This window comes from Aquabacterium sp. (assembly GCF_041909175.1).
Classification (GTDB): Bacteria; Pseudomonadota; Gammaproteobacteria; order Burkholderiales; family Burkholderiaceae_C; genus Aquabacterium.
This window is the reverse complement of record NZ_JAYRDZ010000003.1, coordinates 178,057-191,488: the sequence shown is the minus strand read 5'-3', so window position 1 is coordinate 191,488 and position 13,432 is coordinate 178,057. Positions and strand designations below refer to the sequence as shown.

Here is a 13,432-nt window from a genome sequence, read left to right as displayed (position 1 = left end):
GCAGACTTCAGTGGTGGCCGTGGTGGCCATCACTGCGCGCGATGGCCAGCAGATGACTGACTTCTTCGCGATGGTGGACCAGATTGCGCTGGTGCCACCGGCGGATCAGGGCCATGGAGCCCGCCACAAACAAGCCGAAAACAGTGATGGCGCCAAAGGCAGACAACCCGACCTTGGTCAGGCTGCTGTAGCCCAAACCCAGCACCAGGATGCAGGCCTGTTCATTGAAGTTCTGCACGGCGATGGACCGCCCTGCCCCCATCAGGTTGTGGCCACGGTGCTGCAACAGCGCATTCATGGGCACCACCAGGTAACCGCCCAAGCCCCCCAAAATGATCAGGAAAGGCACGGCCACAGGCAAGTCCCGGATGAAATTCATGCCCAGCACCAGCAGGCCCATGGCAATACCCAGCGGAATGACCCCTGTGGCCCGATCAAGCCTGGAGCGAATGGACGCCACCACAGCGCCAACTGCCGTCCCCACTGCGACCACCCCCACCAGGGCTGATGCTTTCACCGTATCGAAGCCCAGGGCCACAGCCGCCCAGGCCAGAACGATATAACGCAGGTTGCCAGACACACCCCAGAACAAGGTCGTCGTGGCCAGCGAAATCTGGCCCAGCTTGTCTTTCCAGAGCCGCCGGTTGCAGGCGATGAAATCAGGAACCAGAACCCATGGCTGAGACGGCATGGGCTGCAAGGGGGTTTCTGTACGGGGAATGCGGAGGTTGAACAAGGCCGCAATCACATACAGCACAATCAGACAGGCAATGGCCGCCTCGGCGGGCGTGTCCACCCCCGTGTCAATCACCGGCACATCAAAGGACAGCAGATGCGGCGCCACATGCCCGCCCATCAACTGCCCACCCAACACCACCCCCAGGATGATGGACGAAATCGTCAGACCTTCGATCCAGCCATTGGCCTTCACCAATTGCGAAGGTGGCAACAGTTCGGTGAGGATGCCGTATTTGGCCGGCGAATAAGCCGCTGCACCCAGCCCCACGATGGCGTACGACATCAGCGGGTGCCCACCAAACAGCATCAACAGGCAGCCAACCACCTTGATGCTGTTGGAAATGAACATGACGCGCCCCTTGGGTAGCGCATCGGCGAAGGCGCCAACGAAGGGCGCCAGCACCACATAAAACAGCGCAAACATGGGCACCAGCGCGGCTCGTTGCCACTCGCCGGCGCCTGAAGTCCTCAGCAACTCGACGGCAGCCACGAACAAGGCGTTGTCGGCGAGCGAGCTGAAGAACTGCGCCGCCATGATGGTGAAAAAGCCTTTTTTCATAGAGAGGCAGCCGAGAGCATCACGCGTGTCATCAAGAGTCGAATTCTGCGCCACTTGAGAAACACGCAGGTTGAGCCGCCGGTTATAGCACGTCGGCTGGCACAATCTCGGTATGCCGCGCCCCTTAGAAGCCCTGATCCACATCGACGCCCTTCACCACAACCTACAGCGCGCCCGAGCGTGCGCACCTGATGCGCAAGTCTGGTCGGTCGTCAAGGCCAATGCTTACGGCCATGGCCTGGAGCGCGTCTTTGAGGGCCTGCGCGGCACCGATGGTTTTGCCCTGCTGGAAATTGCAGAAGCCCGCCGTCTGCGCGAACTCGACTGGCGCGGCCCGATTCTGTTGCTGGAAGGCGTGTTTGATGCACGCGACTTGGAGTGGTGCTCGCGTCTGGGCCTGTGGCACGTGGTGCACTGCGACGAACAGATCGACTGGCTGGCCCAGCACAAGACCGAATGGCCGCACCGCGTGTTCCTCAAGCTCAACACGGGCATGAACCGCCTGGGCTTCACCCCGGACGCCTTTCGCAGCGCCTGGACACGCCTGAGCGCCTTGACGCAGGTTGAAGAGGTGTCCCTCATCACCCACTTCTCGGATGCCGACACGGCGCGGGGCATCGACCACCAGATGGCGGTCTTCAACCGCACCTGCGCCGACCTCAGTGGCGAGCGCAGCGTCTGCAACAGCGCTGCGGTCTTGCGCCACGGCAAGGACGCCGCCGTCCGCGGCGACTGGGTGAGGCCAGGTCTGATGCTCTATGGCGGCTCGCCCGATTACCCCGAGCACTCGGCTGCGGACTGGGGGCTGCTGCCCGCCATGACCCTGCACTCCAAGATCATCGGCACACAGCAACTCCAGGCTGGTGACACCGTCGGCTATGGCAGCCGTTTCACGGCAGACCGCGCCATGCGCATCGGCGTGGTCGCCTGCGGCTATGCCGACGGCTACCCCCGCGTGGCCCCGAATGGCACCCCCGTGCTGGTCAATGGCGTGCGCGTGCCACTGATCGGGCGGGTGTCGATGGACATGCTGTGCGTGGACCTCAGCCTGGTGCCGCAAGCCGATGTGGGTGCGGAGGTGACCTTGTGGGGCCAGGGCCCTCATGTCGATGGCCACCCCACCCTCTTGCCGATTGACGAAGTCGCCCGCCATTGCGGCACACTCAGCTATGAGCTGATGTGCGCCATTTCACCTCGCGTATCAGTGGAAGTGCTGCAACCGCATCACGGCTAAGGCATTTGGTCAACAGCATGGAACTTGCTTCAAAGGCCCTCCTGCTGAGGACCTCATGACAATTGCACCACAATCACACATGGACATCGATCACAAACGCCATCAGTTGCGCATGACCCTGCTCATGACACCTGACATGGCCAACTTCTCCGGCAACGTACATGGCGGCACCATCCTGAAGCTGCTCGATCAGGTGGCTTACGCCTGCGCCAGCCGCTATGCCGGCTGCTACGTCGTGACCCTCTCCGTGGACCGCGTCATCTTCCGACAACCCATTCACGTGGGGGAACTGGTCACCTTCCTGGCATCGGTCAACTTCACTGGCACGTCCTCCATGGAAATCGGTGTGAAGGTGATTGCCGAAAACATCCGCACCCAGGTGGTTCGCCACGCCAACAGCTGCTTCTTCACCATGGTGGCCGTGGACGAGAATGCCAAGCCAACCCCGGTGCAGCAGCTGATGCCGGAGACCCCGGACGAGCACCGCCGCTTCCATGAAGCCCAGCTGCGCCGCAAGCTGCGCCAGGATCTGGACCGCCAGTTCCAGGCCATCAAGCAACAGTCCCCGCCCAACGGCGCCCTGGCCGACTGAGCCTGCATGGCCAAGGACAAGACCATCTACACCTGCAGCGAGTGCGGTGGCACCAGCCCGAAGTGGCTGGGCAAATGCCCGCACTGCCAGGCCTGGAACACGCTGGAAGAAACCCGCGTGGACACCCCTGGCAAGAACCGCATGCAGGCACTGACGCGCGGCCTGAATGCAGCGCAGCCTGTGGCCACGCTCTCCGAAATCGAAGCGGCCGATGTCTCGCGCACCCCCACCGGGCTGGAAGAGCTCGACCGGGTCCTGGGCGGCGGCATCGTGGCCGGCGGCGTCATCCTGATCGGGGGTGACCCGGGCATTGGCAAATCCACACTGCTGCTGCAGGCCCTCGATGCCTTGTCCCGGCAAATGCCTGTGCTCTATGTGACAGGCGAAGAAAGCGGCGCGCAAGTGGCCTTGCGGGCCCGCCGACTGGGGCTGGATGGCCATCAGGTGCGCGTGCAGGCTGAAATCCAGCTGGAAAACATCATCGCCACACTGGATGCCGAAAAGCCGGCCTTCTGCGTGATCGACTCCATCCAGACCATCTACTCAGACCAACTGAGCTCGGCCCCAGGCTCCGTGGCGCAGGTACGCGAATGCGCAGCCCACCTCACACGCGTAGCGAAATCCAGCGGCTGCACCATGGTGATGGTGGGCCATGTCACCAAGGAAGGCGCACTGGCCGGCCCGCGTGTGCTGGAGCACATCGTGGACACGGTGCTCTATTTCGAAGGCGACACCCACAGTTCGTTCCGTCTGATCCGCGCCATCAAGAACCGCTTTGGCGCTGTCAACGAAATTGGCGTGTTCGCCATGACGGAAAAGGGCCTCAAGGGGGTCAGCAACCCGAGCGCCATCTTCCTGTCCACGCACAGCGAGCCTGTGCCAGGGTCATGCGTGATGGTGACCCTGGAAGGCACCCGCCCGATGCTGGTCGAATTGCAGGCCCTGGTCGATACCAGCGGCCCCAACCCGCGCCGCCTCAGCGTGGGGCTGGAGCGCGACCGTCTGGCCATGCTGCTGGCCGTGCTGCACCGCCATGCTGGCATGGCCTGCTATGACCAGGATGTGTTCGTGAACGCGGTTGGCGGCGTGCGCATCAGCGAGCCGGCAGCCGACCTGGCCGTGCTGCTGTCCATCCAGAGCAGCCTGCGCGCCAAGCCCTTGCCCAAGGGCTTCGTGGCCTTCGGCGAAGTGGGCCTCGCCGGTGAGGTGCGACCGGCACCACGCGGCCAGGAACGCCTCAAGGAAGCCGCCAAGCTCGGCTTTTCGGTGGCCGTGGTACCCAAGGCGAATGCCCCCAAGAAGCCCATCGAGGGACTCACCATCCACCCCGTCGAGCGGGTAGAAGAAGCCATCGACCTCGTACGCAGCCTCGGCTGAAACCGCTCATCAGCGCCGGAAGATCTGGCGCAGGTTCACGCCGGAGGCCATCAGCGTGCCGAAATACACCACGGCAGCGCCGACCAGGCACATCAGCATGGCACCAATGCGGAGCCAGGGTTGCTGCCGCAAACCGATCCAGTCGATATGCTGGGCGGCCACCCACAAACCCGCGCCCAGCAGTGCCGTGGCCAGCACCACACGAACAGAGAAGCCCAGCCAACCGGCGGTGGGCTGGTAACGCCCGGCACGGCGCAAACCCACCAGCAACCAGCCGGCATTGACCAGCGAGCCCAGCCCGATCGACAGGGCCAGCCCGGCATGCGACAGCATCGGTACAAAAATGGCGTTGAAGCACTGGGTGATCACCAGCACGAAGATACCAATGCGCACGGGTGTGCGGATGTCCTGGGTGGCATAGAAACCCGGTGCCAGCACCTTCACGCCGATCAAACCCATGAGCCCCACACCGTAGCAGGACAGCGCCAGCACCGTCTGCTGCACGTCATGTGGGTTGAAGCGCCCATAGTGGTAGAGCACCGCCACCAAGGGCTTGGCAAACACCAGCAAGGCCACGGCACAGGGCAAGGCGAGCATCAGCACCAGCCTCAGCCCCCCGTCCAGCAAATTGGAAAACTCGGTGACATTGCCGCTCGCCTGTGCGCGCGACAGCTGGGGCAGCAGCACCACCCCCAGGGCGACACCCAACATGGCGGTCGGAAACTCCATCAGGCGGTCGGCATAGGTCAGCCAGGACACGGCACCGGCACCCAGATGCGACGCAATCTGCGTGTTGATGAGCAAGGACACCTGCGCCACCGACACCCCGAGCACAGCAGGTGCCATCTGCCGGAGCACCCGCTTGACACCTGGGTGCGCAAACGCAGCGCGCCAGCGCGCGGGGGTGAGACCAATGCGCGGGACCATGCCGATGCGCAGCAGGGCCGGCACCTGGATGGCCAACTGAAGAAGACCGCCCACCATCACGCCCACAGCCAGGGCATAGACGGGCTCCACACCCACATGGCGAAACCACGGCGCCAGGAAGGCCGCAGCACCGATCATCGAGACGTTGAGCAACACCGGCGTGGCAGCAGGCACCCCAAAGCGCCCCCAAGTATTGAGGATGCCCGCACTGAGCGCGACCAGGGACATGAAGCCGATGTAGGGAAACATCCAGCGGGTCATCACCACCGCAGCATCAAACCCACCGCTGTCCTTCAGCCCGGATGCCATCAACCAGACCACCACCGGCGCCCCGATCACCCCCAGCACACAAACCACGGCAAGCACGCCAAACAGCACCGTCCCGACCGCGTTCACCAGATCGTGTGTGGGTGCGTCCCCCTGGCGGGTTCGACTTTCGGCCAGGATGGGCACGAAAGCCTGCGAAAACGCCCCTTCTGCGAACAAGCGTCGAAGCAAATTCGGAATGCGGAAAGCGACATTGAAGGCATCCGTGGTGGCACTGGCACCAAAGATGGCGGCGATCAACAACTCCCGAACCAGACCCGCTACGCGGGAAGCCAGCGTCAGCAGAGAAACAATCGAGGCAGATTTCAACAGGCTCATGCGGCCCATTATAGGAACGACCCTCACCCCTCTAGTCAGATCGGACAGATCGTGGTATATTTTTCGGCTTTCCAACCAACTTGGCTTTGCCGGGTGCGAATTGGGCTGTCTTGTCGGGGCACATCCCGCCACAGACACCAGGCATCAGCAAGGCCCAAAACATCATGGCATCTTCTTCCAAAGCCAAAAAGACCGTCCGTATCGCTTCTGGCCGCAAGCGCGTTCGCCAGGACATCAAGCTGAACGCTGCCAACGCTGCCCTGCGTTCGAAGTTCCGCACCGCCATCAAGGGCGTGCTGAAGGCTGTGCAAGCTGGCGACAAGGCCAAGGCTTCTGACGCCTTCAAGGCTGCTCAAAGCGTGATCGACTCGATCGCCGACAAGGGCATCTTCCACAAGAACAAGGCCGCTCGCCACAAGAGCCGCCTGGCTGCCAAGGTCAAGGCTCTGGCCTGATCTCCTGTCGACACCACCAGTTGGTGTCCACAAACAAAAGCCCGCTTCGGCGGGCTTTTTGCTTTTCAGCTCAAAAGCACTCTGCTTCCAGCTGCTCAAGCAAGGTGATGCCATCAGCGTCACTGCAAGACTCGAACAACTCGCGGACCTGGTTGACGAAACTCGCCAACAGCAGCAGGTCATCGCATTGCACAGCGGTGCGCGCGTTGCGCCGTTGGTGAAAATAAGCCCAAAAAGCAGCATCCGGTCTATCGACCTGCAGCAAGGTGTGGTGCTCGATGAGCACCATCACGCGACGGGTGTTCCCGCCACAGTCGATCCCGGCAAAGGTGGTGTAGCGATCCACACCGGCGGACGATCCTGGTTTACAGCAAGACATGCACAACTCCCGAACAAGGTCAAAACCATCGGGAGGTTAGGAAGGCCTCGGGTCGCCGTCCGTCGGCTGGCCGACGTTCACGGAGATAGGTGCGCACCCCACTCATCGAGTTGAACCAGGTTGTGAATGATCAGTTTCTGCCGCCCCACGCGCTCCACCAGACCTTCGCGGACCATGTCGTTGAGCACCGCTGAAACGGTCTGCCGCGTCGACCCCAGTAGCAAGGCGGCCTCTGTCAGCGTGACACCCAACTGCACCTGGCAGCGGCCTGACGCATCCGCCCCGCCTTGCCGCCGGGCCACACTGACCAGAAAGTGGGTGAACCGTTGTCGAGCATCACGGAAAACGAGGTTCTCGACCACCCCGATCGTGTTGCCCAGCAAGGTGCCCAACACCCGCATGATGCCGGAGACCGCTGCAGGCTCCTGCGCCAGCAGCACGGCGAACCGACGCGTGTCGACCAGCATCAACTCGGAAGCCTGAACCGCTTCGACAAAGGTCGGGGTATGGGTGGTGAAGACATCGCCACCGGGCGTACTGACGACCTGCCCCTTGGCATAGCTGCGCAGCACAAATTCGGCCAGGAAGGGCCGGCCAGCCACGGAGTCGAGAAACTGCAACAGGTCGTGCGGCTTCATGACCCGTCAGATCAGCTCAACGCGCAGACGGAGGGTCAGGCAGCAGGCAGGCGTCGAGCACCTGCAGGTCATTGTCTCGGGCGAAGTTCATCACGAAGTCCCAGGCCATCGGTTCGATGTCGCGCAAGGCTTCGTTGACCACCACACATTTCACATTGCCGAGCGTGGTCGGCACGCAGTATGGGGAGTACCCGATGTGAGCGCCAATGCCCTTCTGTACCCCGCCTGGTCTGAAAGAAGCCATGGCGCCTGCCAGTCGCTCTGCCCAGTCACTTGGACGAAAGGTGCGACCGGCTGAGGTCACACCCTGAATGAACACTTCACGGGGCTTGGTGCGAGATGGGGGCGTCGACACGGTGGCGCTTCCGACAGACTGTGCAATGGGTAGATTGACAGGCGCAGTCGCAGATTGTGTCTGCTGGCTGCGGGGAACAGGAAAGGCGGTCAGAGGATCATCCTCGGCAACCGCCTTCAGAGTAGTCACGACTTCAAGGGTGGTATCCATCGCTGACAGACCTCCATTGTCGGACACATGCAAGGATGTCGCAAGCGACATGGCCGGAATCCCCGTGGCACGGTAGGGCTCCAGGGCAATCCCTCATGACAGGACTTCGGTCATTTGATCATGCCCTTGAGTTTCGGACATGGTCAGTTGCGTGCCTTTTACTTAGAATAGGCATCGGCGCAGCATTGCTTCTGCGCTTTTCTTTTTTTCTGAGAGATTCGTCATGACCGCCGTTTCGATGCCCCATGTGATGCCCACCTATGGCCGCCTGCCCATTGCCCTGACGCATGGGGACGGTTGCCGCGTCTGGGACACCGACGGGCGCGAATACCTTGATGGGCTGGGCGGCATCGCCGTCAACACCCTGGGTCACAAGCACCCGAAACTGGTGGCCGCCCTGCAGGATCAGGTCACCAAGATGATCCACTGCTGCAACTACTACCAGGTGCCCCTGCAAGAGGAACTGGCCCGCATGCTGGTCGAGCGCTCGGGCCTGACCAATGTGTTCTTCTGCAACTCGGGCCTGGAGGCCAACGAGGCAGCCCTCAAGATTGCCCGCAAGTATGGCCATGACAAGGGTATCGACCGTGCAGAAGTGGTGGTATGTGAACGCGCCTTCCATGGCCGCTCTATCGCCACCTTGTCGGCCACCGGCAACCCCAAGGTCCACCAGGGCTTCGAGCCGCTGGTTGAAGGTTTTGTGCGCGTCAAGTTCAACGACATCGACAGCCTGCGTGCCGTGGCGGACAGCCACCCGAACATCACCGCCGTGTTCATGGAAACCGTGCAAGGCGAAGGCGGCATCCACCCGGCCCGCATCGAGTACCTGCAGGCCGTGCGTCAGCTGTGTGATGACAAAGGCTGGCTGCTGATGCTCGACGAAGTGCAATGCGGTGTCGGCCGCACGGGCAAGTGGTTTGCCCACCAGTGGGCCGGCATCCAGCCTGACGTGATGCCGCTGGCCAAAGGCCTGGGTTCGGGGGTGCCTGTTGGTGCCGTCGTCTGCGGCCCACGCGCCGCCCATGTGCTCAAGCCCGGCAACCACGGCAGCACCTTCGGCGGCAACCCGCTGTCGATGCGCGCAGGCGTGGAAACCATCAAGATCATGGAAGAGGAAGGCCTGCTGGCCAATGCCGGCCGCGTGGGCCAGCACCTCATGTCTGCGCTGGAGCGTGAGCTGGGCAAGGTGGCCGGCGTGACCGAAGTCCGCGGCCAGGGCCTGATGATTGGCATCGAGCTGGATCGCCCCTGTGGTGTGATCCTCTCGCGCGCCATGGAAGCCGGCCTCTTGCTGAGCGTGACGGCCGACAAGGTCATCCGCCTGGTGCCGCCGCTCATCCTGACCACCGAAGAAGCTGACCAGATCGTGGCCATCCTGGCCCCGCTGGTGCGCCAGTTCCTGTCTGAACCTGCTGTTGCCTGATTCCACCCATGAAGCCTGGTATGAGTCTGATCAAACACTATCTGCAGTTCAAGGATCTGCGGGCCGAAGAATACGTCTACCTGTTCGAGCGTGCTGCCATCATCAAGCGCCGCTTCAAGAACTACGAGAAGTACCAGCCGCTCGCCGACCGCACGCTGGCCATGATCTTCGAGAAGGCCTCGACCCGCACCCGCGTGAGCTTCGAAGCTGGCATGTACCAGATGGGTGGCTCGGTGGTGCACCTGACCACCGATGGCAGCCAACTGGGCCGCAGCGAGCCCATCGAGGACAGCGCCAAGGTGATCTCGCGCATGGTCGACATCGTGATGATCCGTACCTATGAGCAAGCCAAGATCGTGAAGTTCGCGGCCAACTCGCGTGTGCCGGTCATCAATGGTCTGACCAACGAATACCACCCCTGCCAGATCCTGGCCGACATCTTCACCTACATCGAGCACCGGGGCTCGATCCAGGGCAAGGTGGTAGCTTGGGTCGGTGACGGCAACAACATGGCCAACACCTGGCTGCAAGCCGCTGAACTGCTGGGCTTCACGGTGCATGTGAGCACGCCCAGTGGCTACGAGATCGACCCGACCGTGGCCGGTGTCAAGGACACCAGTTGCTACAAGATCTTCAAGGACCCGATGGACGCCTGCCGTGGTGCCGACCTGGTCACCACCGACGTCTGGACATCGATGGGCTACGAGGCCGAAAACGAGGCCCGCATGAAGGCCTTTGCAGACTGGTGTGTCGACAGCGACATGATGGCCGTGGCGAAGCCCGATGCACTCTTCATGCACTGCCTGCCCGCACACCGCGGCGAGGAAGTCTCGGGCGAGGTGATCGATGGCCCGCAGTCCGTGGTGTGGGATGAGGCCGAGAACCGCCTGCATGTGCAGAAGGCCCTGATGGAGTTCCTGTTGCTGGGCCGGATCGGCTGATCAACTCAGAAGCGGTAAGCGAGTCGCAAGCCGCCCCAGTGGCGCCCGCACACGATGATGGGGGCAGCCGCTTCCTTGAGCATCACAAAGTGACCACCGCCCATGTCGCGGCGGTAGGTCTGCAGCAAGAACGGCCGTTCGTTGCGTGCCGAAGCCAGCCCGGTGCGGTCGTTGAAAATGCGCCGCCACCGTGAGTGGGCGGTGTTCCACTCCACATCCCCTTGCCGCTGCGGCTGGCAGTACTTCTGGTTGTGCGTCGAGATATAACCGTTTCGATCGGCTGCGATGCAGAAGACCACGTCCGGCAAGGCCGCCACCCCCGCCTCCTGGATGAGAGGAAACAGCTCATCCGTGAGGTCATTGAAGCATGCCGCATGCTGAGGTGGGTTGGTGCCCGCCATGGGTCGGTAATGCTCGTCGAACAGCCCGTCCAGACTGATGCGCCCCTGGTCGATGGCCTGCTCCAGCGCGGCACCGATCTGGCCTGCCACTTTCTGGGCTTGTTCGATATAGGGAGTGTCGGGGGTGTAGACGCCGCAACCGGCAATCAGGTCCATCAGGCGCTCGGAAACCGACAGCACAGCCTCGCTGCGCTTGAGCGCCGTGGTCAGGGCGTCGTGGGTATGCCCGACTTCCACATTCATCTGCTCGACTTGCTGGTTGATGCCTTCTGAGGCAGCCCGGCTGCGGTTGGCAGCCTCGGTGACATGGAGCACCCCCTCTTCCACCTGCGTCAGCGCATGGTGGAAGGTGATGCGACGCGACTTGCCATCCAGGCTTTCGACCGATTCATCGGTAGACAGCAGATCACGCGACAGCGACTGGATGCGTTCATCCAGCAGCGACACCGTACCCATGATGGCTTTCGAGGTGTCCTCGACCTGCGTCGCCAGATCCTTCACAGCATCGGCCACCACTGAAAAGCCTCGGCCGGCCTCACCGGCGCGCTTGGCCTCAACCGACGCATTGAATGCCACCAGGCGGGTCTGCAAAGCAATCTGGGTGATTTGCTTGGCGGCTTCTGCCACCTCGTGCAAGGACTCGAGTACGCCACCCACTTCTCGCCCAACATGGCCCACCCCGTCTCGGGCTTGCTCCACGGCCTTCAGGCTCTGGTGGCTGACCTCGTGGATGCGCTGCTGGGCCTGGCCGATGTCCTGCAATTGGGTCACCAGCGAGCCGAACGCTTCGGCCTGTCTCCGGGCTACACCGGAGGCATCTTCCAGCGTGCCGCGCAACTCGGCGGCCTCCATACCCAAGCCGTTGGAATCTTGTTGCAGCGTCTGCGCGAGCTCGTAGACCTCGGAACTGCAAGGCTTGCCTGCGGCTTGCGCGCCATCGACTTCAAGCGCTGAATCAGCCTCGCTGGCACGGTGGGGTACTGCGGACGCTTCCTTGCGCAAGAAATCGAAAAACATGGCTACCACTCCCGGAGCTTGACCCTCAACCTCGCGATCGACTGGCTGTGGAGCTGGCAGACGCGAGATTCGGTGACACCCAATACTGCCGCAATCTCCTTGAGATTCATATCCTGTTCGTAGTACATGCTCATGACGAACTGCTCACGTTCGGGCAGATTCTTGATCGCCTCGACCAGAGCCGTACGCATACGATGGTCCTGCAGCAGGCTGAGCGGGTCACTGCCTTCGTCGCTGACATGGCGGTCAAGGAAGTCGTTGTCGCCATCTTCACCGCTCATGTCTTCCAGGTGGATGAGCTGCGTGCCGCGCACCTTGCCGAGCATCTCCTGGTAATCCACCAGCGACATGCCCATCTCCTTGGCGATCTCGCTTTCCTGCGGCGCTCGGCCCAGACGTTGTTCGAGCTTGTGAACAGCGGCCTCGATGTCACGTTGCTGCTTGCGGGTGCCCCGGCTCATCCAGTCGGCACCACGCAACTCGTCGAGCATGGCACCTCGGATGCGCTGCGTCGCAAAGGTCTCGAACTGCACGCCCTGCCCTGCGTCGAACCGCGTCAGCGCATCACTGAGGCCGATCATGCCGACCTGGATCAGGTCATCCACTTCGACGTTCGCCGGCAGCTTGGCAATCATCTGGTGCGCCAGTCTCCGAACCAGTGGGCTGTACTGGCGGAGCATGGCGTCCATATCGAGGCGGCCTTTGGCGGTGTACATGTGCTGCTCCATGAACATCAGTTGAGAACGGGGGCCATGCGCGAAGGCAGGGCCGCACCTGGTGAGACGAGGTGATCGAATGCCGAGTCACCCAGGGTATGAGGCAGGGCACACTGCAACAGCCCTGCCGCCAGTTCGATGAACCGCGCGCCCGGATCCAGGCTCGACGGTTCGTGTGGATTGATGCGCACGCACTGACGCTGCGCGACCCCCAGAAAACTGTCGGCACACTGAGCCAGCCGCTGCGCAATGGCATCGGCTCTGTCAGACTGGGGTAAAGCACAGACCAGCAGGTCATAGGCCATCCAGCGTGCGCGCTGACTCATGAGCTTGACGCCAGCATACGCGCTCGTGAGGCCTTCTGGCCGGTCATCAGAGAAAACGAGGGGTCTCAGGTTGTGCGCTTTGGCACGATCGCCAAAGACACGTACCAACTCGCTGGCAGAGGCGTGCACCAGCACCACATCGCATTGCGGTGCAGCATCGGCCACGGCATCCATGAAGGCGCTGCATGAGCCGCGGGTGTCTGCGTACTTCAACGGCAGACCGCGGGCCGCCAGGTAACTGACATCCGGCGACAGCTGCTCTACACCCTCGCTCAGATCGAACTGAGCCAGCTCACCCGGAGCCCGGGCCTGCTCGCTCGCATCGACCACCAAAGTGTGGAGGCCCATGGCGCCGTAGGCGGTACACAGCCGCTCCAGCACCACGCCGCCGTATGGGGCTGCCGCACTGTTGGCGACCACAGGCACGAATCTCAGCACCCGTGTCGCGAACATCTGGCGAAGACCCTGGGCCTGATCGACCGGACGGTTGGTCGGGGCCGACGATCTGGAAGAACTGATCATGGTCTTGACTTCTTGTGTTGATCAGGCAAAACGTCGA

At 62.4% G+C, this 13,432-nt stretch carries 14 protein-coding genes; 6 read left to right on the top strand and 8 right to left on the bottom strand.

What is annotated here, in order from left to right; translation table 11 throughout:
* Positions 1-7: 7 nt before the first annotated feature.
* Entirely contained in the window at positions 8-1,297 is a 1,290-nt protein-coding gene (lplT, locus tag ACE3PH_RS05865; protein WP_374317061.1) for a lysophospholipid transporter LplT, read from the bottom strand.
* Between the two features lie 112 nt (positions 1,298-1,409).
* Here lplT and alr point away from each other — a divergent pair, with 112 nt between their 5' ends.
* The 3 genes from alr (at position 1,410) to radA (ending at position 4,500) form a co-directional block, all read left to right on the top strand.
* Positions 1,410-2,531, top strand: a complete 1,122-nt coding sequence (alr, locus tag ACE3PH_RS05860) for an alanine racemase (protein WP_374317060.1) — start codon at positions 1,410-1,412, stop codon at positions 2,529-2,531.
* A gap of 85 nt (positions 2,532-2,616) precedes the next feature.
* Positions 2,617-3,123: an acyl-CoA thioesterase gene (locus ACE3PH_RS05855; protein ID WP_374317280.1), complete on the top strand. Its 507-nt coding sequence runs from the start codon at positions 2,617-2,619 to the stop codon at positions 3,121-3,123.
* A gap of 6 nt (positions 3,124-3,129) precedes the next feature.
* Complete coding sequence (radA, locus tag ACE3PH_RS05850; protein ID WP_374317059.1) at positions 3,130-4,500, top strand: DNA repair protein RadA; 1,371 nt, start codon at positions 3,130-3,132, stop codon at positions 4,498-4,500.
* Positions 4,501-4,509: 9 nt separating this feature from the next.
* Here the strand turns inward: radA and murJ are convergent, their stop codons facing one another.
* Positions 4,510-6,072 (bottom strand): murein biosynthesis integral membrane protein MurJ, encoded by a 1,563-nt coding sequence (gene murJ / locus ACE3PH_RS05845; RefSeq protein WP_374317058.1) that lies wholly within the window; start codon positions 6,070-6,072, stop codon positions 4,510-4,512.
* 164 nt (positions 6,073-6,236) lie between these two features.
* On the opposite strand from murJ, the gene rpsT reads away from it, so the two are divergent.
* Positions 6,237-6,527: a 30S ribosomal protein S20 gene (rpsT, locus tag ACE3PH_RS05840; protein WP_374317057.1), complete on the top strand. Its 291-nt coding sequence runs from the start codon at positions 6,237-6,239 to the stop codon at positions 6,525-6,527.
* 70 nt (positions 6,528-6,597) lie between these two features.
* On the opposite strand, the gene cowN is transcribed toward rpsT, so the two are convergent.
* From cowN to ACE3PH_RS05825, 3 genes are all read right to left on the bottom strand, one after another.
* Complete coding sequence (gene cowN / locus ACE3PH_RS05835) at positions 6,598-6,906, bottom strand: N(2)-fixation sustaining protein CowN (RefSeq protein WP_374317056.1); 309 nt, start codon at positions 6,904-6,906, stop codon at positions 6,598-6,600.
* A gap of 77 nt (positions 6,907-6,983) precedes the next feature.
* On the bottom strand, positions 6,984-7,544 hold the full coding sequence (locus ACE3PH_RS05830) for a Crp/Fnr family transcriptional regulator (protein WP_374317055.1): 561 nt from the start codon (positions 7,542-7,544) through the stop codon (positions 6,984-6,986).
* A 16-nt stretch (positions 7,545-7,560) separates the two neighbouring features.
* Positions 7,561-7,899, bottom strand: a complete 339-nt coding sequence (locus ACE3PH_RS05825) for a DUF3579 domain-containing protein (protein WP_374317279.1) — start codon at positions 7,897-7,899, stop codon at positions 7,561-7,563.
* A 373-nt stretch (positions 7,900-8,272) separates the two neighbouring features.
* On the opposite strand from ACE3PH_RS05825, the gene ACE3PH_RS05820 reads away from it, so the two are divergent.
* Positions 8,273-9,472: an aspartate aminotransferase family protein gene (locus ACE3PH_RS05820; RefSeq protein ID WP_374317054.1), complete on the top strand. Its 1,200-nt coding sequence runs from the start codon at positions 8,273-8,275 to the stop codon at positions 9,470-9,472.
* An 8-nt stretch (positions 9,473-9,480) separates the two neighbouring features.
* On the top strand, positions 9,481-10,413 hold the full coding sequence (argF, locus tag ACE3PH_RS05815; RefSeq protein ID WP_374317053.1) for an ornithine carbamoyltransferase: 933 nt from the start codon (positions 9,481-9,483) through the stop codon (positions 10,411-10,413).
* Between the two features lie 5 nt (positions 10,414-10,418).
* Here the strand turns inward: argF and ACE3PH_RS05810 are convergent, their stop codons facing one another.
* Genes ACE3PH_RS05810 through ACE3PH_RS05800 form a run of 3 tightly spaced genes read right to left on the bottom strand, consistent with a single transcriptional unit; the run spans position 10,419 to position 13,395 of the window.
* Positions 10,419-11,831, bottom strand: a complete 1,413-nt coding sequence (locus ACE3PH_RS05810; RefSeq protein ID WP_374317052.1) for a methyl-accepting chemotaxis protein — start codon at positions 11,829-11,831, stop codon at positions 10,419-10,421.
* Positions 11,832-11,833: 2 nt separating this feature from the next.
* Positions 11,834-12,547 (bottom strand): RNA polymerase sigma factor FliA, encoded by a 714-nt coding sequence (locus ACE3PH_RS05805; RefSeq protein WP_374317051.1) that lies wholly within the window; start codon positions 12,545-12,547, stop codon positions 11,834-11,836.
* A 17-nt stretch (positions 12,548-12,564) separates the two neighbouring features.
* The gene (locus ACE3PH_RS05800) at positions 12,565-13,395 is read right to left on the bottom strand and encodes a flagellar biosynthesis protein (protein WP_374317050.1); all 831 of its coding nucleotides are present in this window, start codon (positions 13,393-13,395) and stop codon (positions 12,565-12,567) included.
* Positions 13,396-13,432: the final 37 nt, after the last annotated feature.